This window comes from Pseudothauera nasutitermitis (genome assembly GCF_004801295.1).
Lineage (GTDB): Bacteria > Pseudomonadota > Gammaproteobacteria > Burkholderiales > Rhodocyclaceae > Pseudothauera > Pseudothauera nasutitermitis.
In genome coordinates, this window is sequence record NZ_SSOC01000002.1 from 95,631 (window position 1) to 118,096 (window position 22,466).

Sequence of the window (22,466 nt, forward strand, 5' to 3'; positions counted from 1 at the left end):
AGCGCGCCGCGCTGTGCCATCATCGCCCCTCCCCGACGAAGCCCCAGCGCGATGAAGCGTCCAGCCGCCAACCCCTATCTGCTGCTCACCCTGACCGCGCTGTTCTGGTCCGGCAACATGGTGGCCGGACGCGCGCTGCGCGATGCCGTGCCGCCGCTCTCGCTGGCCTTCTGGCGCTGGGTGATCGCCCTGCTGCTGATGCTGCCCTTCGTGCTGCCCCACCTGAGGGCGCAGTGGCCCGTCGTGCGCCGGCACTGGCGTACCGTGGTGGTTCTCGGCCTGCTCGGCGTGGGCGGTTTCAACACGCTGGCCTACGTGGCACTGCAGACCACCACGGCCACCAATGCACTGCTGCTCAATTCCTTCATTCCCATCGCCACCATCGCGCTGGCCTTCGTGCTGCTCGGCAGGCGGCTGCGCGGCCTCGAAACGGCAGGCGTGCTGGTCTCGCTGATCGGCGTGCTGACGATCGTCAGCCGCGGCGACCCCGCCGTGCTGCTCGGCCTCAGCCTGAACGGCGGCGACCTGTGGATGCTCGGCGCGGTGCTGGTGTGGGGCTTGTACACGGTGGGCCTGCAATGGCGCCCGCAGGGCCTGGATCCGATGGTGATGCTGTTCGCGTTCACGGTGGTCGGCCTCGCCGCGCTGACGCCACTGTATGCCTGGGAACTGTCCGCCGGGCGGTACATCGAGATGAACCGGGGCACCCTGCTGGGCATCCTGTACATCGCCATCTTCCCCGGCTTTCTCGGCTACGTGTTCTACAACGCCGGCGTGGCGGCGGTGGGGCCGGCGCGCAGTTCGCTGTTCATCCACCTGATGCCGGTGTTCGGCACCCTGCTGGCGGCCGTTTTCCTCGATGAACGCCCGCAGCCTTACCACCTGGCCGGCATCGCGCTGGTGTTCGCCGGCATTTTCCTGACCATGCGGCGGGGCTCCGCCTGATGGCCGGCTGGCTGCGCCGCCTGTTCGGCAGGGAGCCCCCGCGCCGTGAAGTGGATGCGGCGACCTGGGCGCGCGTCGAAGCCGCCCTGCCCTTTCTCGGCTTCCTGTCCGCCGGCGAGCGCGAGCGCCTGCGCGCGATGGCGCTGGAGTTTCTCGCCGGCAAGCAGTTCCACGGCGCGCACGGCTTCAGGCTGACCGACGAGATTCTGCTCGGTATCGCCCTGCAGGCCTGTCTGCCGGTGCTCAATATCGGCCTGCAGGCCTATCGCGGCTGGGTCGGCGTGGTGGTGTATCCGGGCGATTTCGTCATTCCCCGCCAGGTGCTGGACGAGGATGGGGTGATGCACGAATACGACGACGAAGTGCTCGGCGAGGCCTGGGAAGGCGGGCCGGTGCTGGTGTCCTGGTTCGGCGAGGGCGAGTCGCCCGAGGGCGTGAACGTGGTGATCCACGAATTCGCCCACAAGCTGGACATGGAGAACGGCGGCGTGGATGGCTTCCCGCCGCTGCCGGCCGAGATGTCGCGCAGGGCCTGGGCGGACGCCTTCGGCGAGGCCTACGAACGGTTCTGCGCGCAGGTGGATGCCGGCGAGGACACCGTGATCGACCCCTACGGTGCCGAGCATCCGGGCGAATTCTTCGCGGTCGCGGCGGAAACCTTCTTTCTCGATCCGCACGGGCTGCTGGAAGCCTATCCGCGCGTGTATGAGCAACTGGCGGCCTACTTCCGCCTCGACCCGGCCGCCGCCGGCGCGCGGGAGCCGCAGTGAGCGAGCGCCGGCGCCTGCTGCTGGTCTATCACACCCAGTCCGGCAACACCGGACGGCTGGCCAAGGGGGTGGCCGAAGGCGCGCGCAGGGTGGCCGAGGTCGATACCGCGGTGCTGCGTGCCTTCGATGCCGGGGTGGACGACCTGCTGGCCTGCGACGGCCTGCTGCTCGGCACGCCGGAGAATTTCGGCTACATGTCCGGTGCGCTGAAGGATTTCTTCGACCGTACCTACTACCCCTGCGAGAACCGCCTGACCGGCCTGCCCTATGCGCTGTTCGTCAGCGCCGGCAACGACGGGCGCGGCGCGGTGCGCGAGGTCGGCCGCATCGCCACCGGCTACGGCTGGAAGGCCGCGGCCGAGCCGCTGATCGTGCGCGGACAGCCTGCCGAAGACGATCTGCGCCGCTGCCGCGAACTGGGCGAGGCGATGGCCACCGGGCTTGCACTCGGGATATTCTGAAAATATTCCGGGCAAGGCAATCCAGCCCCCGCGCGGGTTTCCACGGACGTGTGCAATGCTGTTTCGGCAAGTGAAACAGCACGTGCTTGGCAGCCTGGAAATCCCCTGACTAAGCTGGAAAGGCATCCCCCCCGCAGGCCCTGTCCTGCATCGTCGATTCGCAGAGGAGTTCCCATGGCCATTACCTGGATTCTGGTTGCCAACGCCAGCCTGTGCCGTCTGTACGAGAACCTCGGTCCCAACAAGGGCATGAAACTGGTGAAGGAGCTGATCCACCCGGAAAGCAGGCAGAAAAACGCGCAACTGGTCACCGACCGCCCGGGCAGCATGGCGGTCAACGGTTCGGGCGGCGGCGCCAAGCAGCCGCAGACCCTGCCCAAGCAGCACGAGGCGCGCGTCTTTGCCCATGAAATTGCGCAGGAGCTGTATCGCGGACGGGCGCGCAACGCGTTCCGCCGCGCCATCCTGGTCGCCCCGCCCGGCTTCATGGGCATGCTGAATTCGGTCATGGATGGACCGACTGCCCAACTGGTCTCCGACCGCTTCGAGAAGGACTACACCAAGACCCCCGAGCCGGTGCTCGCGCAGCGCCTGGGGGGCTGCATCTACCTCTGATTGTCCGTGCGTCTCCCTCGGGGAGACAATGGGTTCGCCTTTCCGGCGGCCCGAAGCAACGCGGGGCGCTTGGCGCCCCGCTCCTTTTCCGCCCGCCGGAACTTCAAGGCGCCGTGCGCACCATGCGCACGTATTCCTGATCGGTCTTGTTGCCGACGCCGGTCACTGCGGTGCTGAAGGCCACTCCCCAGGCGGAGAAATTCTGATGTCCGGCCGTGGAGGTCCAGAACTTGGCCGCCGGCGTGGCCGGGAAGACTTCGTGCAGGATGGTCGGCCGGCGGAAGTCGCCCACGCAGGAGCCGCCCGCGCCGTCGGCGTCGGTGGCATGGCGCCGGCCGCTGCTGCACCAGGTCAGGGTCAGCAGTTCCTCGCGGGTGGGCAGACGCCAGTCGCCGTGGCCGCCCGCGTTCACCGTGCCCTGGGTGGACAGCGCGCGTGCCCAGGCGAAGCGTTCGGCCTCGCCGGCGCAGGTTTCGCCGTTCCACTGCTGGCCGAGCGCGCAGCGCATCCACATCAGCCCGGTGGCGGTATCGGTCACCGTGCCGTCCTCGCCGATGCTGAAGCGTTCCACCGCCGCGCGCTCGCGTGCTTCCAGATCGCGCTGCTGTGCGGCAAGGCGCTCTTCTTCCGCCGGGGTCAGGCTGCGCAGCCCGCCGTCGATGCGGCTCTCCGCGGTGCCGGGCGCCTCGCGCTGCTCCGCGCAGGCGGCGAGCAGAACGGCGGCGAGCAGGATGAAGGAACGGGTCGTGCGGGCGTGGCAAACAGGCATCGGGCTCTCCGGCGGATGGTGTGGGTCAGGCCTCATTGTGGCGGCGGTGGCGGCTGGCGCCGAATCCGCCGCCGGGCATGTGCTCAGACATGCGCCAGCAGCGCGACCACCTGGGCGGCGATGCCTTCGCCGCGCCCGGTGAAGCCGAGTTTCTCGGTGGTCTTGCCCTTGATGTTGATGGCGTCGGCGGCGATGCTCAGGTCGGCAGCGATGTGGGCGGCCATGGCCGGCGCGTGCGGCAGGATCTTCGGCGCGCGGCAGATCACCGTGGCGTCGATGTTGACCACCTGCCAGCCGGCCGCGCGCACGCGCGCCCAGGCCTCGCGCAGCAGCACGCGGCTGTCGGCGCCGGCGTGCGCCGGGTCGGTGTCGGGGAACAGCCGGCCGATGTCACCCAGGCCGGCGGCACCCAGCAGCGCGTCGGTGATCGCGTGCAGCAGCACATCGGCGTCGGAGTGGCCGAGCAGGCCGCGCTCATAGGGAATGGTGACGCCGCCGACGATCAACGGGCGGCCGGGCACCAGGGCATGTACGTCGAACCCCTGGCCGATGCGGAATGGAACGCTCATCGCACGCCTCCTTCAGCGCTCGCGGTTCTGCAGGATCCACTCGGCCAGATGCAGGTCGAGCGGAAAGGTGACCTTGAGGTTGGTGGCGTCCCCCTCGATCAGTCGCGGATGCAGGCCGGCCGCCTCGATCGCGCTGGCCTCGTCGGTGACCCCGTGGGCGGATTCCAGCGCGCGGCGCAGCATCACGTAGCGGAACATCTGCGGGGTCTGCGCCTGCCACAGGCGGTCGCGCGGCACGGTGGCGGCTACGCGGCGGTGGCCGTCGGCCTGCTTGAGCGTGTCGGCCACCGGCACGGCCAGCAGGCCGCCGACCTCGTCGTGGGCCAGTTCGCGCACCAGTTTGTCGATGTGCCAGGGTGCCAGGCAGGGGCGCGCGGCGTCATGCACCAGCACCCAGTCGGACTGCGCGGCCTCGCCGGAAATCGCCCGCAGGCCGGCCAGCACGCTGTCGGCCCGGCTGGGGCCGCCGCAGAACAGCGGCACCAGCTTGGGGCCGAGCGCCGACCAGTCGTGGCGCATCCACTCCGCGTCGCCCACCGAGAGCACCACGTACACCCGGTCGATGTCCGGCGCCGCGCACAAGGTGGCGAGCGCGTGATGGATCAGCGGGCGGCCGAGCAGCGGCAGGTACTGCTTGGGCTTGTCGGCGCCCATGCGGGTACCGCTGCCGGCTGCCGGGACGATGGCGAAATGGCGTGGATGGAAGTTCTGCATGGGGCCGGATTCTAGGCGAGACGCCGGTTTGGCGCCATCGACGGGCTTGGCGCGATGTTCTAAAGTGACGGGCCCGCGACCCACCCGCCGATCCGCCCATGCCCTTCTCGATGCCCTTCGACATGGAACAAGCCCAGGCCTTTCTGATCGCCGTGGGCATCGGCCTGCTGATCGGCCTGGAACGCGAGCGGGTGCCCTCGGCGCGCGCCGGCCTGCGCACCTTCGGGCTGGTGGCCATGTTCGGCGCGCTGGCCGCGCTGCTCGGCGAGCATCTGCACAGCATCGCGCCGCTGGCCGTGGGCATGGCGGCGATCGGCGCGATGATCATCGCCGCCTACCTGCGCCATCCGGACCCTTCCGACCCCGGCACCACCTCGGTGGCCGCGCTGCTGGTGTGCTTCTGCCTGGGCGCGGCGGTATGGTACGGCTATGCCACGCTGGCGGTGATGCTGGCGGTGGGCACCACCATCCTGCTGTACTTCAAGGCGCAGCTGCGCGGCATCGCCACCCGCCTGCGCCCGCGCGACTGGATCTCCATCCTGCAGTTCAGCGTGCTGTCGGTGGTGATCCTGCCCATTCTGCCCGACCAGGAATTCGGCCCCTACGGCGCGCTGAATCCCTACCAGGTTTGGTGGATGGTGGTGCTGATCTCCGGCGTCAGCCTGGCCGGCTACGCAGCGCTGCAACTGGTGGGCGCGCGCTACGGCGCGGCCTTCGTCGGCGTGTTCGGCGGGCTGGCGTCGAGCACCGCGACCACGCTGGTGTATGCGCGCAACGCGCGCGCCGAGCCGGGCATGGCCTCGATGGCGGCGCTGGTGATCGTGCTCGCCAACCTGCTGATGGTGGTGCGCGTCACGGTGATCGCCCTGGTGGTCGCCCCCGGCGTGATCGGCCAGTTGCTCACCGTGGTGCTGCCCGCCCTGCTGCTCGGCGTGATCGCCCTGCTGTGGAACTGGCGGCGGCTGAGCAATGGCGGCGAGGTGGTGCTGCCGCAGACTGGCAACCCCACCGAACTGCGCACCGCGCTGGGTTTCGGCGCGCTGTACGCGCTGGTGCTGTTCATCGCCGCGTGGATGGCGGAGATCGCCGGCAACAGCGGACTGTACGTGCTGGCGGTGGTCTCCGGGCTGACCGATATCGACGCCATCGCGCTGTCCAGCCTGCGCCTGTTCGCCCTGGACAAGCTCGACCTGGCGCCCACGGTGATCGTCATCGGCCTGGGCATGGTCGCCAACCTGGCCTTCAAGACCGGGCTGGCGGTGGTGATCGGTGGGCGCGCGCTGGGCAGGAAGGTGCTGGGCGGCATGGGCGCGGTGGCGATCGGCCTGGCCCTGGGCATCGCGTGGAGCGCAATCGGCGCGCCAGGCCTATAATCCCGCCCTGTTCCGCGGTTTTCGGCATTTTCAGCCCGCCATGGCCAACGCTTCGATCCGTCCCGCCACGGCCGCCGGCCACTACTATCCCGGCGATCCCCTGGTGCTCCACGCCCAGTTGAGCGAACTGCTGTCCACCGCCGTCGCGCTGGAAACCGTGCTGGCGCCCAAGGCGCTCATCGTGCCCCATGGCGCCTATCTGTATTCCGGTCCGGTGGCCGCCACGGCCTACGCCGCGCTGGCACCGATGCGCGAGCAGGTGCGCCGCGTGGTGCTGCTGGGCCCCGCCCATCACAGCCAGTTCGAAGGCTTCGCCCTGCCCGCCGCGCAGGCCTTCGCCACCCCGCTCGGCGCGGTGGCGCTCAGCCGTTCCCACTGGCTCGCCCTGCAGAAGCGTGCCGACTGCGTAGTGGACGACCACGCGCATGCGCTGGAACACACCCTGGAAGTGCAACTGCCGTTCCTGCAGACCGTGCTCGGCGGTTTCGAGCTGGTGCCGGTGCTGGTCGGCGCCGCCGGCCCGGAGGCGGTGGCCGGCCTGCTCGACGAGCTGTGGGGCGGACCCGACACCGTGGTGGTGGTGAGTTCCGACCTGTCGCACGATCTGAGCTACGAACAGGCGCGCCATTGCGACCGCGCCACCATCCGCCAGATCGTCGATCTGGGCGCCAGCCTGACCACCGAGCAGGCCTGCGGCGCCGCGCCGGTGAATGGCCTGCTGCGGGCCGCCACGCGCCACGGCCTGGATGCCCATCTGCTCGATCTGCGCAACTCCGGCGATACCGTCGGCGGGCGCGAGCGCGTCGTCGGCTACGCCAGCGTGGCCTTCTGCGAATCGCCGCAGTATGCCTGCCGTGCCTGCCACTGAGCGCGACGAATCTCTCGGTGCGCTGCTGCTGGCACGTGCCCGCGCGGCCATCGGCCGGGCGCTCGGGCGTGCCGTCGAACTGCCCGACGACCCCGCGCTCGCCGTACGCGGCGCGACCCTCGTTGCGCTCAGCGTGGATGGCAAGCTTCGCGGCCGCGCGGGCGGCGCGCGTCCCGTGCGTGCGCTGCGTGACGACGTGGCCGCCAACGCGGTGGCCGCTGCGCTGCATGCGCCGGATTCCGTGCCGCTGGCCGCAGCCGAGCTGGATGCACTGCGCATCGAGGTCGCGCTGCTCAGTGAAATCGAGTTTCTCGATTTTGCCGACGATGCGGCCCTGCTCGCCCAACTGACGCCTTTCGAACACGGCCTGATGCTGTTCGGCGGTTGCCGGGGGGCGAGCTTTCTTCCCGGCGACTGGCGGCACTTCCCGGACCCCGGGCGCTTTCTCGCCGCGCTCAAGGCCAGGGCCGGTGTGGCGGCCGAACGCCCGGCCGGCGCGCTGATGGCCGCGCGCTATCGCGTGCGGACGTGGTCGGAGTCAATGCATGTCCAACCAAGGGAATATGCCGGCGCTGATCCACGGGCGTGATCTTTGCGCCTTGCCGGCCCCGCCGCCGCGTGCCATGCTCGAAGCGTTCTCCTTCCCCGCCGCGCGACCGTGAAACTACGCCATTCGTTGATCAGCATCCCCACCGCGCAGACCTGGCTGGTGGCCCTGCTCTGCCACGCGCCGGACGTGCGTGCGCTGGCCGTGATCCTGCGTCCGTTTTCGGTGCCCGAGGAGCAGGAGCGCGAGGACGAAACCAGCTGCGCGCTGCAGGCCAGCGGGCACGCCACGCTGACGCTGGATCTGCTGACTCCGCATGAGGAAAGCCGCGACCCGGACATGCGCTTCGCCGTCTCCCAGCTCGCCTTGCGCGCCGAGGGCGTACGCGAGTGGATCGCCCATCAGCCGGGTCTGGGCAAGCTGCCGGTGGGCCTGGTGGCTTCCGGCACCGCGAGTGCCGCGGCGATCCGCGCGGCGGCCCGTGCGTCCGAGGACTATCAGGCGCTCGCCTGTCAGGGCGGGCGCCCGGATCTGGCCGGAGTCAAGCCGCTCGGCATGCTGCGTGTGCCCACGCTGATCGTCGCCGGCGGGCAGGACCCGGGGCTGCCGATGCTGCGCCAGTCCTACGAGCACATCGGCTGCGAGCGCGACTGGCAGGAACTGGCGGATTGCGACGACAGCTTCGCCTCCCCCGCTGCGCAGACCGCCTTCGCCCGTCTTGCCGACGATTGGCTGACCAGCCATTACGAAGCCGAAGCGCTTCCCGCCGCCTCCGACGCGCCCTAGGGCGCGTTCAGCGCCTCCGCGACCGATTCGACCGCGTTGCGCAGTTCTTCCAGCGGATCGTTGCCTTCCGCCGGAATGAGCACCGGCACCGCGCCCGCCGCGCGCACCGCCGCATCCAGGGCTGGTGTCAGCGCGCGATGGTGGAGCACCACGCCGATGCCTTCCGCGCGCAGGCGCTCGCCCAGTTGCGCGGCGGCCTCGTCCGTCCACGCTTCGTCCTCGCGTACGTCGCGGCCGGCCAGTTCCAGGTTGAAACCGGTGACGAAGTAGTCCAGGCGCTCCGACAGGGTGAATACGACCGGGTTGTCGGCCTGGGCGAAACGCCGGCCGGCGCCGGCGGCCAGCTCCACCACTGCGCGCTTGAACGTGGCCAGGCGCCCGGCGATGCCTTCGGCGTCGGCCGGCGACAGGCGGCCCAGGTCGCGTGCGACGACGTCCGCCATGCGGCCGAGGTTGGTCGGGTCCAGCCAGGCGTACAGGCCGTCGGCCTCGCCGCTGCGCAGCGCCACGCCGGGCAGCGCGCCATCTACCGGACGCGCCGCGTCCACCTCGACGACGCGCACGTTGGCGCGCCGCGCGTGCGGATAGAGCACGTCGTCCGCCCACACCGAACGCAGCCCGACCACCGCGTCGGCCTGGCGTGCGGCGGCCTCGAAGGCCCCTGCCCCACGCCCGCCGAGGAAGGAAGCATGGCGCGTGGGCGGCAGCGTGGCCGGCACCACGCGGGTGATTTCGATGGCGCCGCCTTCCGCGAGACGGGCGGTGATCGCATGGGCCACCGGATGCGCGGTGAGCACGCGGACGGCCGGCGTGCCGGCAGCGGCGGCCGAGGCGGATGCGCCGGCCAGCAGCCCGAGCGCGACGAACAGGATGTTCACGGTTTTCATGAGACTTGCCCCTTGAGCGCCGGCACGGTGCCGCGCGCGATGGCCGCGAGCGCGAACAGCGTTCCGGCGAACAGGATGATGGCCGCGCCCGAGGGCACCGGCAGTGCGAGTTCGATCGGCAGCAGGATGCCGGCCAGCGTGCTGAGCGTGGCGAAGGCCACCGACAGCCAGAAGAAGCCGCGCAGGGAGCGGCTCAGCAGCCGTGCCGAGGCAGCCGGGATGACCAGCAGCGCACCGACCAGGATGGCGCCGATGACCTTCACCGAGGCCACCGTGACCACGGTGACCAGCGCGACGAACAGGTAGTCCAGCAGCTTCACGCGCACGCCGCGCACGGTGGCCAGCTGCGCATTGAAGCTGGCCAGCATCATGCGGTTGTAGAGTGGCAGCGCCAGCACGGCGACCAGCGCGGCGACCACGGCGAGCACGACCAGATCCTGCCCGTTGACGGTGAGCACCGAGCCGAACAGCACGTTTTCCAGGATATGGATGTTGACCCGCCCGGAGAGCAGCAACAGCAGGCTGCCGCCCAGCGCCAGGGATACCGAGAGGAACACGCCGATCAGCGTGTCCGGGGTGAGCCCGGTGCGGTTGCGCAGGAAATTGAGCAGGATGCCGAACAGCAGGCAGTAGCCGAACAGGCTGCCGTAGGGGCCGGTGTACGGCTCGCCGAGCAGGATGCCGATGGCCACGCCGGTGAGCGCGGCATGGCCGACCGCCTCGGAAAAGAAGGCGAAGCGCTTGACCACCACCAGTGTGCCCAGGCCGCCCAGCACCGGGCCGATGATCAGCCCGGCGAGCAGCGCGCTGACCACGAAGCCGTAGGCCATCGACGGCGGCAGCCAGCCGGCCTCCGCCAGACCCTGCACGAAGACGCGGAAGTTCTCGTAGCTCACTGGACTACCCTCCTGTCGCTGCGCGACATCCTCCCCAAGGGCGGGTGAGCGCCCCCGTCGGGCGGCCGGGCGGGGGCGCTCACTGCCGCCTCCAGCGCCGCAGCGTCCGCTGGTTCGCGGTTCTCCTGCGCCGCCGTGCGCGGGCGCGCGGAGAACAGCGCGAGCAGGCGTTCCGGCGCCAGCACTTCGCGCGGCGCGCCGTCGAACAGCACGCTGCGGTTCAGCCCGCTGACGCGGTCGGCCAAGCGGCCGACGGCTTCCAGGTCGTGTTCCACCCACAGCACGGTCACGCCGTCGCGGCGCCAGTCGCGCAGCAGGTGTTCGAACACCGCGAAACCGGCCTCGTCCAGCGCCGCCATCGGTTCGTCGAGCACCAGCAGGGCGGGATTCGGAATCAGGCTCTGAGCGAGCAGCACGCGCTGGCGTTCGCCGCCGGACAGCGCGCCCATGCGGCGCAGGCGCTTGTCCGCCATGCCCACGCGGTCGAGCGCGGCGTCGATGTCCGCCATGCCCTCGCGCGGACGGCGCAGGAAGGCCGGACGGCGCTGCGTGGTGGCGCGCATGAAGTCTTCCACGCTCATCGGCAGGCCGCGGTCGAATTCCAGCGACTGCGGCACGTAGCCCACCGTGCCGGGCGCGCCCGGCCAGTCGATGGCCAGCCGGCCGCGATGCGGCATCTGGCCCAGCAGGGCCTTCACCAGCGAACTCTTGCCGCCGCCGTTGGGGCCGACCAGCGCGTGCACGCTGCCGGCCTCCACGCTCAGGCGCACGTCGCGCAGGATTTCGGTGCGCCCCAGGGTGAGGCCGACGCCGTCGAAGCGGATGCGCGGGCCGCCCGCCGTCATTGCGCGGCCTCGCGGATGGCGCGTACCACGGTGGCCAGGTTGCGCGCGGTTTCGCGTTCGAACTTGTCGATTTCGTATTCGCCGTAGGAGATGTGGGTGAGCGGATAGAGCTGCACGCCGGCCTCGCGGCGGATGGTGTCCACGTAGGCCGAGGGGAAATCCATCTCCGAGAAGATCACCTTGACGTCCAGGCCGCGCAGGCGGTCGATGGTGCCCTTGAGCTGCGCCGGGCTGGGTTCGATGCCGTGGGAGGGTTCGACCACGGCGGTGACTTCGATGCCGAATTCGCGCAGCAGGTAGTCGTAGGCGCCGTGGATGGTCGCCACGCGGAACTCCGCGTTCGGCACGCCGGCCAGTTCGGCCAGCGCATCGGCGCGCAGTTGGCGCAGGCGGCGTGCGAAAGCGCGTGCGTTGGCCTGGTAGGCGGCCGCGTTGGCCGGGTCGAAGCGCCCGAGTTCGCGCGCGATGGTGTTCACCTGGGCGATCGACGCGGTCACCGACAGGAAGGTGTGCGGATTGACCACGGTGCCGGAACCCGCGCGCCCGGCCAGCCCGGTGGCGGCCAGCAGCGGCACGTCGGCGTTGGATTCGATGACCGGCAGGTTCGGTTTCTCGCTGGCAGCAATCATGCGTTCGGCGAAATCGTCGTGGCCCACGCCGTTGACCACCATCACGTCCAGCGTGCCGATGCGCTTGATGTCTTCGGCGCGCGGTTCGTAGGCGTGCGGGTTGAAGCCGGCGGGGATCACCGGCACCACCTCGGCCAGATCGCCGACGATGTTCGCCACGTAGCTGTAGTACGGATGCAGCGTCACGCCGATGCGCAGCGGCTTGTCGCGTTTCGGCACGGCGGCGAACACGCGGGCCGGCAGCGCGCAGGCCAGGGCCAGCCCGGCCAGCATGCGGCGGCGCGGGAAGGAAGGGAGAGCGTCGGGCATGGAGACTCCACGTTGAGGCGTCCGCGCGCGGCCGCCGGGTTGGACGGGAAACGGGCCGGCGGCCCGCTCAGTGGCGGTGGCGTGTTGCGCCGGCGTCGAAATGGGTGACCACCTGCTGCCAGCCGCCGTGGACGAGGTATTCGGTATCCAGGCGCGCGGGCGGGGATGCCGAGGGGGAACGGTTGAGCCAGATGTCGGCTTCGCCGGCATCCGCCGGTCCGGACAGCCGCAGCAGCATCGAGCCGGCGACCTCGGGGGCGGCACTGAGGCCCAGGTAGGCGCTGGCCGCACCGTGCTCGATCAGCGTCCAGGCATGGTCCCCGCGCCAGGCGGTGCCCACGTCGGCGACGAAGGGCGGCAGCAAGGCCTCGGCGAGTTCCGTCACCGCAGGCGGCCGATCGCCGAAATCGGCGAGTTCTCCGGGCACCAGGCGCAGGTCGGCGTACAGGCCCTGCTCCGCGGCGAGCAGATCGTCGCGGGCATCCAGCTGGTGCGCGGCGACCTCGATGCGCTGCGCCGGCGTCTGGCGTGCGCCGATCACCGCTGCGGCCAGCGCCACGATGACGGCGCAGGCCAGCGCGACGAACAGTGCTTCATGCCCCGCGCCGGCGGGGCGGACGACTTGTTCCGCCATCACTCGATCTCGGCGTGGTCGATTTCCACCACGTGGCCGGGGCCGGCATCGAAAAGAATGTAGAACTCGCCCTTCGGGCGGTTGAACACCAGCGTGGAGTCGGCGCCCAGCTTGCCGTTGATCAGGATGGTCTCGTCGTAGGCGATGACGTCCAGGGTGACCCCCGGTGCCTTGCTGCCGTCGGAAAAGCCGCCGGTGCAGCGGATGCGCTGCGCGTCCACCGACTCGCAGGTACACACCGGGTTGTGCGCGGCGGCGGCGCCCGCCAGCGCGCACAGCAGGCCACCGGCCAGGGCGCGTGCGAGCGTGGCGGATGTGCGGCGGAGGGTGGGGGTCATGTCGGGTTTCCTCGTTTGCTGAGCCATTCGATGGTGATCGGCGACGCTTCCGCGAGCGGCAGCGCGGCCTGATGCACGGAGCCGTCCCAACCCTCCAGGGTGATCCACAGTTCCGCGTCCGCCGTCACGCGCTCGGGAATCGGCAGCGCGACGGACTGGCGATACGGCGAGCCGAAGAAGATGGAACCGGCCGCGCGCAGGTTGCGCGGCTTGCCGACGCGCAGATAGGCGGCCTTGACCTGTTTGGCGCAGGTGTCGCACAGCGCCAGGGTGAAGCTCTTCGCATAGCCGGCCTCGCCGTTGCGGAACGGCTGCTCCACCCGCCATTCGGCGAAACGCACCGACCACGGGCCCACGGCGATCTCGCCCAGTTCGCGTTCGCCCAGGCCCTTGGTGCCGCGGTTGAGTTCCTGGCTGTGGAAGTAGGCGGGCAGATAGAACAGCGGCAGGACGACGAAGACCGCTGACACGCGGAACAACCAGCGCTTCCAGGCCGGTACGCCGGCGCGGCGGGTGGATGGGGATCTGGCTGTGCTCACCGCGCGCCCTCCGTTTCCAGTTCCGCCACCGAGCCGTCGGGCTCTTCCTCGCGGCGGCGCAGCATGGCGGCGGTGGCGTGCGCGGTGCGCTTGGTCCAGATCAGCAGGCCGCTCAGCACCATCATGGTGAGCAGCAGGCCGAAGAAGAAATACACCAGCTTCAGCCACAGCCCGGCGAAATCGCCGGTGTGCAGCGGGCGCATCGACTCGGTGAACAGCTCCAGCGCGGAGCGGTCCGCCACGCGGCGCACGTATTCCACCTTGCCGTTGTACGGATTCACGTGCAGGCGCTCGAACAGCAGCGGATAGGCGCCGCGCCCGGCCACCACGATGTGGTCGTAGGCGTTGCCCGGCAGGCTGACGAACATCGGCTGCAGGCCCGGCAGGTATTCGCTGGCATGCGCGGCGGCCTCGTCCAGGCTGACGATGCGCGGCGGCAGGCCGTCCGGCGTGTAGGGCGCATCCTCGCGCGCCACAATGGGCGGAGCACCCTCGGAGGAGATGGAGATCGACAGATCGCCGAGCACCGCCTGCACGGTGAACCACAGCCCGGTGATCGCGATGATCAGGATGAAGGGAATCGACCAGATGCCCGCGAGGCGATGGAAATCCCCCCAGAACACCCGCGCGCCGTGGCCGAAGCGCAGCCGGGGGCGCAGAAAGCCCCGCCAGAACTTCTTGTACACCACCAGCCCGGTGATCAGCGAGACCAGCATCGGCAGGCCGAGCAGCGACACCGCGTACCAGCCCAGGTTGAAGCCGTTGGTGAACGGCATCAGCAGCCAGCCGTGCAGCGCGCGCACGAATCCGCGGAAGTTGAAGGACGGGTCGGTGCCCTGGATTTCCCCGGTGTAGGGGTTCACGTAGATCGACTGGCTGGTGCCGTCCGGATTGCCCACCCGCACGCTCAGTGCGAACTGCGACTTCACCGGGCGGGAAATGGACTGCACCACGGATTCCGGGCTGGCGCGGTTCACCGCCGCCAGCACCTCGTCGTAGCCCAGCAGCCGCGCGTCGGCGGACGGCGCGCGGGCGCGCACGGCCGGGTCGGCCAGCCAGACGATCTCCTGGCTCACCGTGGCGATGGTGCCGGTCAGACAGACGAAGAACATGAAGATCCACAGCGGCAGCGCGGCCCAACTGTGCACCAGGAACCACAGGCGGGCACGCCCCGCCTTGGGGGCCGCGGGCCTGGCGGCCGGCACGGCGGCGCTCACCGCATGCCTCCGGCGCGACAGGTGGATGAAAACGGACCTGGCATGAAGACTCCTAGGGGGATTGTGCGTCGGAGCCGGCGGGCAGTCCGGATCCATGTACGGATTTCCCGTGGACGCGCGGCACGCGTCCACGGGAAAGCGGCCGAAAACTCGGCCCTCAAAAGACATGTCGTTTGAGGGCGCAAAAACGCGCACTTTGTTACATAGACTTACAAATGGCGGGCCTTGTGGGAATCCCGGCGGGGATCGCTCTCGATGCGGCACCCCATGCCTTTCAGCAGTGCTGTGGCAGCGGGTCACAATCGGCCGAGCCGGCAGCGGACAAGGTATCCGGAGGTCGGCAGGCGCCGCCTGTGCTGGCCCGGTGCTTGGAGCCCCTACTCCGCGTCCGGGCCGCGTGCCTCGGCGGCATGCGCGCAACCGTTCGCGCAGACGCCGCGCACCAGCACTTCGTAATCGCCCAGCGCGAAGCCCTGGCCGCCGACCAGGCGGCTCAGCAGTACATCCAGCGAATCGTTATGGAAGGTGCGTTCCGTGCCGCAGGCCTCGCACACCACGCGCACGGTCGCCTGCGGCAGGGCGCCGGCACGCGCATACACCCGCCGCCCTTCCTCGAAGCGGCTGGACAGCAGCTTGGCGGCGTCGAGCTGACGGAGCGCCGAATACACGCTCGACAGGGAGATGTCGTTGCCTTGGTCGAGCAGCGCGCGCATCACCTGATCGGCCGACAGGACCGTCTGCCCGGCTTCCAGGAACGCCGCCAGCACCTGCAGGCGCGGCTGCGTGACCCGCAGGCCGGCGCGCAGCAGGGTTTCCCGCGCGGTGGCGAGGCGCGAGGATGGCCGTCCCGACGCCCCCCGCTCGTCGATGGCCGTTGCGCGCGGGCGGATGCGCCCTCCCCGCATGGTTGAAATTCCGGCCGGCAATACGCTCATGGAGACCTCGATGGTGCGTTGGACAGCGAAGCCGCGAAATCTGCAGCTCTCGTAGACATGTCGTTCGAGACCGGCAAAACGCGCACTTGAAACACACTTTATTACATATCTCCTTAGCATTTCATGACTTTTCATTAAAAAACATGCCTTTTGCTTCAGCACGAATGGCCTGCCGATCGGCCGTTTCCTGGCGTGTGGCAGAACAGGTTCGCCGAGAGCGGACGCGGTGCGCCCAACTGACGAGCGCCAGCGTGGCCGGCTCTTGCGAGCCGGCCACGGGGAATAGGCAGGAATGCGCGTTTCTGAGCGCGGGGTGGCGGCCATGGGCAGACGCCGCGTGCCCACCGGATCGCCGGGCAGACGGCCCGACGATCCTTTTGGCTTGCCGCCTGGTATGAGTGTGAATGATAATCCTTCCCATATGGATTGATCTGGTCACCGCGCCTTGCCATGCCGCCCACCGCGCCCACTCCCCGGCACACCCTGCACACCCTGTATTCCGAGCACCACAGCTGGCTGCAAGGCTGGCTGCGCAAGAAGCTGAGCTGCTCGCAGCAGGCCGCCGATCTCGCCCAGGACACCTTCCTGCGCCTGCTGATTTCCGGCCGGCTGCCGGAGCCGGAACGCTCGCGGGCCTACCTCACGCAGATCGCCAAGGGGTTGCTGGTGGATCAGTACCGCCGCCGGCAGCTTGAGCAGGCCTACCTGGAGGCGCTGGCCCGCGTACCGGAATGCCATGCGCCCTCGCCGGAAACCCGCGCGCTGGTGATCGAGACCCTGGTGTGCATCGACGCCCACCTGGGCCGGCTGCCGCAGATCGTGCGGGAAACCTTTCTGCTGTCGCAGTTCGACGGCCTGAAATACTCCGAAATTGCCGAACGCCTGGGCATCGCCACGGCCACCGTGCGCAAGTACATGCTCAAGGCGAGTCTGGCCTGCTACGCGGCGCTGGAGGAATCCCCCGCCTCCGGCACGCCTGCGCGCTGAACCGCCATGTCTTCCGCCCACGTTGCCGCCGCCAGCGCAGATGCCCTCTTCCACCAGGCGCTGGCATGGCAGGTCACGCTGTGGTCGGGCGAGGTCAGCGATGCCGAACGCGCCGAATTCGAACGCTGGCTGCATGCCGATCCCGCCCACCAGGCGGCCTGGGGAAAGGCGCAGAGCCTGCACGCCCGCCTTGCCGACCTGCCCGCCGGCCTCGGCGCGCAGGTACTGCGCGCGCCACCGCCACGGCTTGGCCGCCGCCGCGCGCTCGGCATGCTGGGCTGGCTGGTAGGCGGTGCCCTGGCGCTGCAGGGCGCGCGGCAGACGCCGCAATGGCAGCTCGCCACGGCGGACCACGCCACGCGGCGCGGCGAACGGCGCCAACTGGTGCTGGAGGACGGCACCCGCATCGATCTGAACAGCGCAAGCGCCGTCGACATCCACTACGACGATGAGGTACGGCGCATCACCCTGCGGCACGGCGAGATCTTCATCGCCACCGCCAAGGACCCGGCCCGGCGTCCCTTCACGGTGCGCACCGGGCATGGCGAGATCCAGGCGCTGGGCACCCGTTTCCAGGTCCATCAGGAATCCGCCCATGTGCACGTCGCCGTCTTCGACGGCGCGGTGGCCGTGCGTCCCGCCCAGGGGCCGGAGCGGCGGCTGGATGCGGGCCGGCAGGCCTACTTCGATGCCAGCGGCGTGCAGGTCGAAACGGCGGCGGAGCCCGCCGCCATCGCCTGGACGCGCGGGCAGCTGGTCGCCGAGCGTCTGCGCCTGGACGAGTTCATCGCCCAGCTGGCGCGGCACCGCCCGGGTTTCCTGCGCTGCGATCCGGCCGTCGCCGAACTGACCATCTCCGGCGTCTTTCCGCTCGACGACACCGACCGCGTCCTGCGCGCGCTGACCGAGGCCCTGCCGGTCCGGCTGAGCCAGGTGACCCCATACTGGGTTACCGTAACGCCCCGTTGACCCCTTTCCCCGCAAGGACGCAATCATGTTCCGTTTCTGGATGACGCTGACCGGGCTGCTCGGCGCGCTCGGCGTTGCCGTGGCCGCCTGGAGTTCGCATGGCCTGCCCCAGTTCGTTGCGCCGGACCAGCTCGAACTGGCGGTGGAGCGGGCGCGTGCCGCCACCCTGCACCACATGCTGCACACCCTGGCGCTGTTCGGCGTCGCCCTGTGGTCGCGCACGCAGGCCACGCGCTGGCTGGACGCCGCCGGCACTCTGTTCGTGCTCGGCATCGCCGGCTTCTCCGGCGGCATCTACCTGATCCGCCTGATCGCCGGCATCCACGAAGGGCCGATCCTCTACATCGTCCCGCTGGGCGGCATCTGCCTGATCCTGGGCTGGCTGGCGCTCGCGGCCGCGGCCTGGCGCAGGGGCTGACCCCGCTCCCAAAAAAAACACGGCGGCGGCGTAGCACTTTTTCCGTTTCGTTCGGAAAGGAAGGTATCCCCCCATCGCGGGGGGTGTATCGAACCCCACGAAAGGAACGCCGATGATGCCCCACCCCACCGCCGCCCGCCCCGCGCGCCGCGCGCTCCATCCCGCCCCGGTCGCCCTGGCCGTGCTGCTCGCCTGCACCGCCCTCGCCGGCCAGCCGCGCCCGGCGCATGCGCAGGCCACCCAGACCGCGCAGCGCTACGACATTCCCGCCGGCCCGCTCGACCAGGCACTGAACCGCTTTGCCGCCGAGGCCGGGATTCTGCTGACCATCGATGGACGCCTCACCGCCGGCAAGCGCAGCCCGGGGCTGCGTGGTGAAGCCGGCATCGCGCAGGCCCTGCAGCGCTTGTTGGAGGGTACCGGGCTGGAGGCGTACGAAGGCGACAGCGGCTATCAGTTGCGGCGCACGCCTTCGGTTTCCGGCGGCGAGACGGTGCTCGGCACCGTGCAGGTCAAGGCGGCTTCCCTGGGTTCCGCCACCGAAGGCAGCGGCAGCTACACCACGCGCGCCACCAGCACCGCCACCCGCCTGCCGCTGTCGCTGCGCGAGACGCCGCAATCGGTCAGCGTGGTCACGCGCCAGCAGATGGACGATCAAGGGCTGGAACACATTGCCGACGTACTTCAGCAAACCCCCGGCATCACCGTCAACCGCGACAACACCGAAGGCTACAGCTTCTATGCGCGGGGCTTCCAGGTCGAGAACTTCCAGTTCGACGGCGTGGCCAGTCTGGCCACCGCAGGCGGAAACGTGCGCGACAACTACAGCATCGCCGATTCGGCCATCTACGACCGGGTGGAGGTGCTCAAGGGCGCGACCGGGCTGGTCAACGGCGCGGGGCTGCCTTCCGGCGTGATCAACATGGTGCGCAAGCGCCCCACCGCGGACTTCCAGGGGCATGCCTCGGTCGGCGTCGGCTCCTGGGACCACTACCGGGCGGAAGTCGATCTTTCCAGCCCGCTGGCCGAAAGCGGCGCGATCCGGGGCCGCGTGGTCGGCGCGGCCCAGCACAACCGCAGTTTCATCGAACACCTGAAGAATCGGCAGGAATTGTTCTACGGCATCGTCGAGGCCGATCTCGCCCCCGCCACCATCCTGTCGGTGGGCTTCGACGTGCAGCGCAACCGCAACGACGCCAGCAGCAACAGTCACCTGCCCGCCTTCTTCTCCGACGGCTCTCCCGCGAAATTCTCGCGTTCCACCAATGCGGCCGATGTGTGGGCCGAGCGCAACCACGATACCCAGCGCATGTTCGCCACGCTGGATCACAGCTTCGGCAGCGGCTGGAACCTGAAGGCGACCCTGAATCAACGCAAGTACCAGTCGCGCGAGATCATCGCCGGGATGACCATGGCCACCATCGACCCGGTCACGCACAGCGTGGCGCACGGCTTCTATGCCGGTGGCGCGGCCCGCTTCCATACCGACACCAAGGAAAAGGGCCTGGACCTCCAGCTGTCCGGAAGCTATTCCCTGTTCGGCCGGGAACACCAGATCGTGCTGGGTTACGCCAACGCGCGCACCAATGCGGTCTCCAGGCGCTGGGATGGCGATACGGACGCCCTGATTCCCGACGCCTTCAACTGGGACAACCGCGCCACCGAGCCGGCTTTCTATGACTGGTGGTCGACCTTCGACGTGAAGGCGCGCCAGAAGATCGGCTATGCCGCCACGGTGTTCGAGGCGACGGAGCGTCTGTCGCTGATCCTCGGCGCCCGCAACACCGATTACTCGTGGAGTCTGGACAGCGTCAACGCCAACGGCGTATCCAGCCGCACGGCCACCAAGGTTTCCGGCGAAGTCACGCCCTATGCCGGCCTCACCTTCGACGTCGATGCCTGGCACACGGTTTACCGACATCTTCAAGCCCCAGGCCTACAGCTACGACGCCAACGACCGGCAGCTGGATCCGCTGACCGGCGAGAGCTACGAGATCGGTGCCAAGGGCAGCTATTACGGCGGCCGGCTGAACGCCAGCGCAGCGCTCTTCCGGCTCGAACAGGACAACTACGCCATCAGGGACCCGAGCGGCGCGGCGCGGCCCGGCGGCGGCGTTGCCTACGTGGCCATACAAGGGGTGACGACCAAGGGCCTGGAACTGGAGGTGAGCGGCGAGCCGCTTCCCGGCTGGCAGCTGAACGCGGGCTTTACCTACATCCAGCCGCGCGATGCGGACGGCCAGCGCGTCAGTACCACGCAGCCGGAGCGCACCTTCAAGCTGGCCACCATGTACCGCCTGCCCGGCGCCTGGAAGCACATCCGCCTCGGCGGCAACCTGCAGTGGCAGAGTTCGACTCATTTCACCCAGACCATCGCCGGCACGCCGCGGCGCTTCGAACAGCCCGCCTATCTGCTGGCCGGGCTGGTCGCCAGCGCCGATCTGGCCGGCAATCTCAAGGCCACGGTAAGCATCAACAACCTCTTCGACAAGAAGTACTACTCCGGCATCGGCAACTACAACGCCGTGTACTGGGGTACGCCGCGCAACGTCATGGCCAACCTGCGCTACGAGTTCTGAGGCCTGCCCTTCCGCCCGGCCGGCCATGAACGGCCGGGCCTGCCTTGCCGGGTCCACAGACTGCCCGCAGTTGCCGCCATGCCGGTGGTCGGCTGCCAGGATGCTCATGGCGGCGGGCGATCGTTGCGGATATTTGACGCTGCCGCACAAATTACGGAGAATGAGAACAATTCCTAATTAAGAATAGCCAGCCACCCCTTCCGGGCCAGCCAGCGCTCTTGTTCTCCGGAGGTTCTCTTGAGCACCGCTGCGCCGCCCGACGGCTTCTCCACCCTGTACCGCGACCACCATCGCTGGCTGCACGGCTGGCTTCGCCGCAAGCTCAATTGCACCGAGCAGGCCGCCGATCTGGCGCAGGACACCTTCGTCCGCCTGCTTTCCAGGCCCGAGCCGGAAGGCTTGCGCGAACCGCGCGCCTACCTCGCCACCATCGCCCACGGACTCGTCGTCAACCACTGGCGGCGCAAGGCGCTGGAACAGGCCTATCTGGAAGAACTGGCCAGCCGTCCGGAAGTGCTGGCGCCCTCGCCGGAAGAGCGCCGCCTGGTGGTCGAGGCGCTGGAGGAAATCGCCCGCCTGCTCGACGGGCTGCCCGCGCGGGTGCGCGAGATCTTCCTGCTCTCGCAACTCGACGGGCTGACCTATGCGGCCATCGGCGAACGCCTGGGCGTCAGCATCAACGTGGTACAGAAGGCCATGGTGCGCGCCACCGCGCATTGCTACAGGGCGCTGTACCGGTGAGCCGCCTGCGTTTCCGCGTACATTCCGCGCCCTGCCGCCCGCGATGAGCCCGCCCGCCGCCTCCCTGCGCCAGCCGCTGCCCGCCATGCAGCAGGACGATGGCCGCCCGCTGGCCGACGGGATCATCGATCAGGCCATCCACTGGTACGTGCTGCGCGCTTCCGGGGAGATGTCGCCGGATGACGAGACGGCGCTGCAAAGCTGGTGCGCGGCCCATCCCGATCACGCACTGGCCTGGGCGCGTCTGCATCACATGGGCGAGCATCTGCGCCGTGGCCCGGACCTGCCGTCCGACCTCGCGCGCGGCACGCTGGCGCGCCTGGGACGCACAGGCCGCAGGCGCGCGCTGGGGCATCTGCTGTGGATCGGCGCCGCTGGTTCGCTGCTGTGGCTGGGGCGCGATCCACTGCGCGATGCCGTGCTGCCCGCGCAGTTTCATACCGCCGTCGGAGAGCGCCGTGTGGTCACGCTGGCCGATGGCACCCTGCTGCGCCTCAACACCGCGACTTCGGTCGATGTGCGCTACGACCAGGACGCCCGCCGCATCCTGCTGCGCGAGGGGGAGATCGAAGTCACCACGGCCGCCGATCCGGCCGGACGCCCGCTCTGGGTCGAGGCGCGCGATGCGCGGCTGATGCCCGTGGGCACGCGTTTCAGCGTGCTGCAGGCGCCTGCGCACACGCATCTCGCGGTGCGCGAGGGCGCCGTGGATGTCCGCATGCGCGACGATGCCGTGGAACGCATCGCCGCCGGGCAGCAGGCCCGTTTCACCCAAGCCGGCGAGATCACCACGGCGGCGCTCGACGACAGCCGCCAGGCCTGGGTGGACGGCATGCTGGTGGCGGTCAATCGTCGCCTCGACCGCCTGCTGATCGACCTGTCGCGGCACCGTCCGGGGCATCTGCGCTGGAGTCCGGAAGTGGCCGCCTTGCGTGTGACCGGCACCTGGCCGCTGGACGGAGACCGGCCGACCGACGCGGTGCTGGAATCGCTCGAACGCCGGCTGCCGATCCGCGTGCGCTACCTGACCCGTTACTGGGTTTCCGTGGAAGCCCGCTGAGCCTGGCGGGGATTTTCAAAAAAAAAACGGCAGGTTTTTCGTTTTCGTTGGGCATAGGGATCGGAA

General features: G+C 69.5%; 26 protein-coding genes and 1 pseudogene. 15 read left to right on the forward strand and 12 right to left on the reverse strand.

The annotated features are described in order from the left end of the window. Positions 1-51: 51 nt before the first annotated feature. From E6C76_RS04575 to E6C76_RS04590, 4 genes are all read left to right on the forward strand, one after another. Positions 52-945: a DMT family transporter gene (locus E6C76_RS04575; protein WP_136347086.1), complete on the forward strand. Its 894-nt coding sequence runs from the start codon at positions 52-54 to the stop codon at positions 943-945. Next, complete coding sequence (locus E6C76_RS04580; protein WP_136347087.1) at positions 945-1,715, forward strand: M90 family metallopeptidase; 771 nt, start codon at positions 945-947, stop codon at positions 1,713-1,715. The genes E6C76_RS04575 and E6C76_RS04580 overlap by 1 nt, the downstream gene beginning before the upstream one ends. Then, positions 1,712-2,176, forward strand: coding sequence for a flavodoxin family protein (locus E6C76_RS04585; protein ID WP_136347088.1), 465 nt, complete (start codon positions 1,712-1,714; stop codon positions 2,174-2,176). Before E6C76_RS04580 ends, E6C76_RS04585 begins: the two co-directional genes overlap by 4 nt. A gap of 174 nt (positions 2,177-2,350) precedes the next feature. Beyond that, positions 2,351-2,791, forward strand: a complete 441-nt coding sequence (locus E6C76_RS04590) for a host attachment protein (protein WP_136347089.1) — start codon at positions 2,351-2,353, stop codon at positions 2,789-2,791. Between the two features lie 103 nt (positions 2,792-2,894). On the opposite strand, the gene E6C76_RS04595 is transcribed toward E6C76_RS04590, so the two are convergent. The 3 genes from E6C76_RS04595 to ispD all read right to left on the reverse strand — a co-directional run bounded on the left by E6C76_RS04595 (position 2,895) and on the right by ispD (position 4,843). Further along, complete coding sequence (locus tag E6C76_RS04595) at positions 2,895-3,560, reverse strand: Lcl C-terminal domain-containing protein (protein WP_168734239.1); 666 nt, start codon at positions 3,558-3,560, stop codon at positions 2,895-2,897. An 83-nt stretch (positions 3,561-3,643) separates the two neighbouring features. Beyond that, on the reverse strand, positions 3,644-4,129 hold the full coding sequence (ispF, locus tag E6C76_RS04600) for a 2-C-methyl-D-erythritol 2,4-cyclodiphosphate synthase (RefSeq protein WP_136347091.1): 486 nt from the start codon (positions 4,127-4,129) through the stop codon (positions 3,644-3,646). 12 nt (positions 4,130-4,141) lie between these two features. Then, a complete protein-coding gene (ispD, locus tag E6C76_RS04605) occupies positions 4,142-4,843 on the reverse strand; it encodes a 2-C-methyl-D-erythritol 4-phosphate cytidylyltransferase (RefSeq protein ID WP_136347092.1) in 702 nt (233 codons plus the stop codon). A 98-nt stretch (positions 4,844-4,941) separates the two neighbouring features. Here ispD and E6C76_RS04610 point away from each other — a divergent pair, with 98 nt between their 5' ends. From E6C76_RS04610 to E6C76_RS04625, 4 genes are all read left to right on the forward strand, one after another. Next, positions 4,942-6,216 (forward strand): MgtC/SapB family protein, encoded by a 1,275-nt coding sequence (locus E6C76_RS04610; RefSeq protein ID WP_136347093.1) that lies wholly within the window; start codon positions 4,942-4,944, stop codon positions 6,214-6,216. Between the two features lie 40 nt (positions 6,217-6,256). Continuing rightward, positions 6,257-7,084, forward strand: a complete 828-nt coding sequence (gene amrB, locus E6C76_RS04615) for an AmmeMemoRadiSam system protein B (protein WP_136347094.1) — start codon at positions 6,257-6,259, stop codon at positions 7,082-7,084. Continuing rightward, the gene (gene amrA / locus E6C76_RS04620; RefSeq protein ID WP_136347095.1) at positions 7,062-7,673 is read left to right on the forward strand and encodes an AmmeMemoRadiSam system protein A; all 612 of its coding nucleotides are present in this window, start codon (positions 7,062-7,064) and stop codon (positions 7,671-7,673) included. Before amrB ends, amrA begins: the two co-directional genes overlap by 23 nt. 69 nt (positions 7,674-7,742) lie before the next feature. Continuing rightward, positions 7,743-8,417: a dienelactone hydrolase family protein gene (locus E6C76_RS04625; protein ID WP_136347096.1), complete on the forward strand. Its 675-nt coding sequence runs from the start codon at positions 7,743-7,745 to the stop codon at positions 8,415-8,417. Here E6C76_RS04625 and E6C76_RS04630 read toward each other — a convergent pair. From E6C76_RS04630 to E6C76_RS21990, 9 genes are all read right to left on the reverse strand, one after another. Then, positions 8,414-9,304, reverse strand: a complete 891-nt coding sequence (locus E6C76_RS04630; protein ID WP_136347097.1) for a metal ABC transporter solute-binding protein, Zn/Mn family — start codon at positions 9,302-9,304, stop codon at positions 8,414-8,416. The genes E6C76_RS04625 and E6C76_RS04630 overlap by 4 nt on opposite strands. Beyond that, positions 9,301-10,200, reverse strand: a complete 900-nt coding sequence (locus E6C76_RS04635) for a metal ABC transporter permease (protein WP_136347098.1) — start codon at positions 10,198-10,200, stop codon at positions 9,301-9,303. Before E6C76_RS04635 ends, E6C76_RS04630 begins: the two co-directional genes overlap by 4 nt. After that, positions 10,197-11,045: a metal ABC transporter ATP-binding protein gene (locus tag E6C76_RS04640; RefSeq protein WP_136347099.1), complete on the reverse strand. Its 849-nt coding sequence runs from the start codon at positions 11,043-11,045 to the stop codon at positions 10,197-10,199. The genes E6C76_RS04635 and E6C76_RS04640 overlap by 4 nt, the downstream gene beginning before the upstream one ends. Beyond that, a complete protein-coding gene (locus tag E6C76_RS04645; protein WP_136347100.1) occupies positions 11,042-11,983 on the reverse strand; it encodes a metal ABC transporter solute-binding protein, Zn/Mn family in 942 nt (313 codons plus the stop codon). Before E6C76_RS04645 ends, E6C76_RS04640 begins: the two co-directional genes overlap by 4 nt. Before the next feature lie 67 nt (positions 11,984-12,050). Beyond that, positions 12,051-12,617 carry a DUF6162 family protein gene (locus tag E6C76_RS04650; protein ID WP_136347101.1) on the reverse strand — a complete coding sequence of 189 codons (567 nt, stop codon included), beginning with the start codon at positions 12,615-12,617 and terminating at the stop codon, positions 12,051-12,053. Then, entirely contained in the window at positions 12,617-12,955 is a 339-nt protein-coding gene (locus tag E6C76_RS04655; protein ID WP_136347102.1) for a hypothetical protein, read from the reverse strand. The genes E6C76_RS04650 and E6C76_RS04655 overlap by 1 nt, the downstream gene beginning before the upstream one ends. Next, positions 12,952-13,494 (reverse strand): thiamine pyrophosphate-binding protein, encoded by a 543-nt coding sequence (locus E6C76_RS04660; RefSeq protein ID WP_136347103.1) that lies wholly within the window; start codon positions 13,492-13,494, stop codon positions 12,952-12,954. The genes E6C76_RS04655 and E6C76_RS04660 overlap by 4 nt, the downstream gene beginning before the upstream one ends. After that, positions 13,491-14,711, reverse strand: coding sequence for a PepSY-associated TM helix domain-containing protein (locus E6C76_RS04665; RefSeq protein ID WP_230976160.1), 1,221 nt, complete (start codon positions 14,709-14,711; stop codon positions 13,491-13,493). The genes E6C76_RS04660 and E6C76_RS04665 overlap by 4 nt, the downstream gene beginning before the upstream one ends. Positions 14,712-15,088: 377 nt before the next feature. Further along, entirely contained in the window at positions 15,089-15,646 is a 558-nt protein-coding gene (locus E6C76_RS21990; protein ID WP_168734240.1) for a Fur family transcriptional regulator, read from the reverse strand. Between the two features lie 450 nt (positions 15,647-16,096). Here E6C76_RS21990 and E6C76_RS04675 point away from each other — a divergent pair, with 450 nt between their 5' ends. From E6C76_RS04675 to E6C76_RS04700, 7 genes and pseudogenes are all read left to right on the forward strand, one after another. Continuing rightward, the gene (locus tag E6C76_RS04675) at positions 16,097-16,633 is read left to right on the forward strand and encodes a sigma-70 family RNA polymerase sigma factor (RefSeq protein ID WP_136347106.1); all 537 of its coding nucleotides are present in this window, start codon (positions 16,097-16,099) and stop codon (positions 16,631-16,633) included. A 6-nt stretch (positions 16,634-16,639) separates the two neighbouring features. After that, a complete protein-coding gene (locus tag E6C76_RS04680) occupies positions 16,640-17,602 on the forward strand; it encodes a FecR domain-containing protein (protein ID WP_136347107.1) in 963 nt (320 codons plus the stop codon). Between the two features lie 25 nt (positions 17,603-17,627). After that, complete coding sequence (locus E6C76_RS04685) at positions 17,628-18,020, forward strand: DUF423 domain-containing protein (RefSeq protein ID WP_136347108.1); 393 nt, start codon at positions 17,628-17,630, stop codon at positions 18,018-18,020. A gap of 115 nt (positions 18,021-18,135) precedes the next feature. After that, positions 18,136-19,923, forward strand: a pseudogene (locus E6C76_RS04690) (TonB-dependent siderophore receptor); the annotation flags it as partial. Then, positions 19,916-20,599 (forward strand): TonB-dependent siderophore receptor, encoded by a 684-nt coding sequence (locus E6C76_RS22685; RefSeq protein ID WP_408003469.1) that lies wholly within the window; start codon positions 19,916-19,918, stop codon positions 20,597-20,599. The pseudogene E6C76_RS04690 and the gene E6C76_RS22685, both read left to right, overlap by 8 nt. A gap of 237 nt (positions 20,600-20,836) precedes the next feature. After that, on the forward strand, positions 20,837-21,340 hold the full coding sequence (locus E6C76_RS04695; protein ID WP_136347110.1) for a sigma-70 family RNA polymerase sigma factor: 504 nt from the start codon (positions 20,837-20,839) through the stop codon (positions 21,338-21,340). A 43-nt stretch (positions 21,341-21,383) separates the two neighbouring features. Then, on the forward strand, positions 21,384-22,400 hold the full coding sequence (locus E6C76_RS04700; protein WP_168734241.1) for a FecR domain-containing protein: 1,017 nt from the start codon (positions 21,384-21,386) through the stop codon (positions 22,398-22,400). The last annotated feature ends 66 nt before the right edge of the window (positions 22,401-22,466 follow it).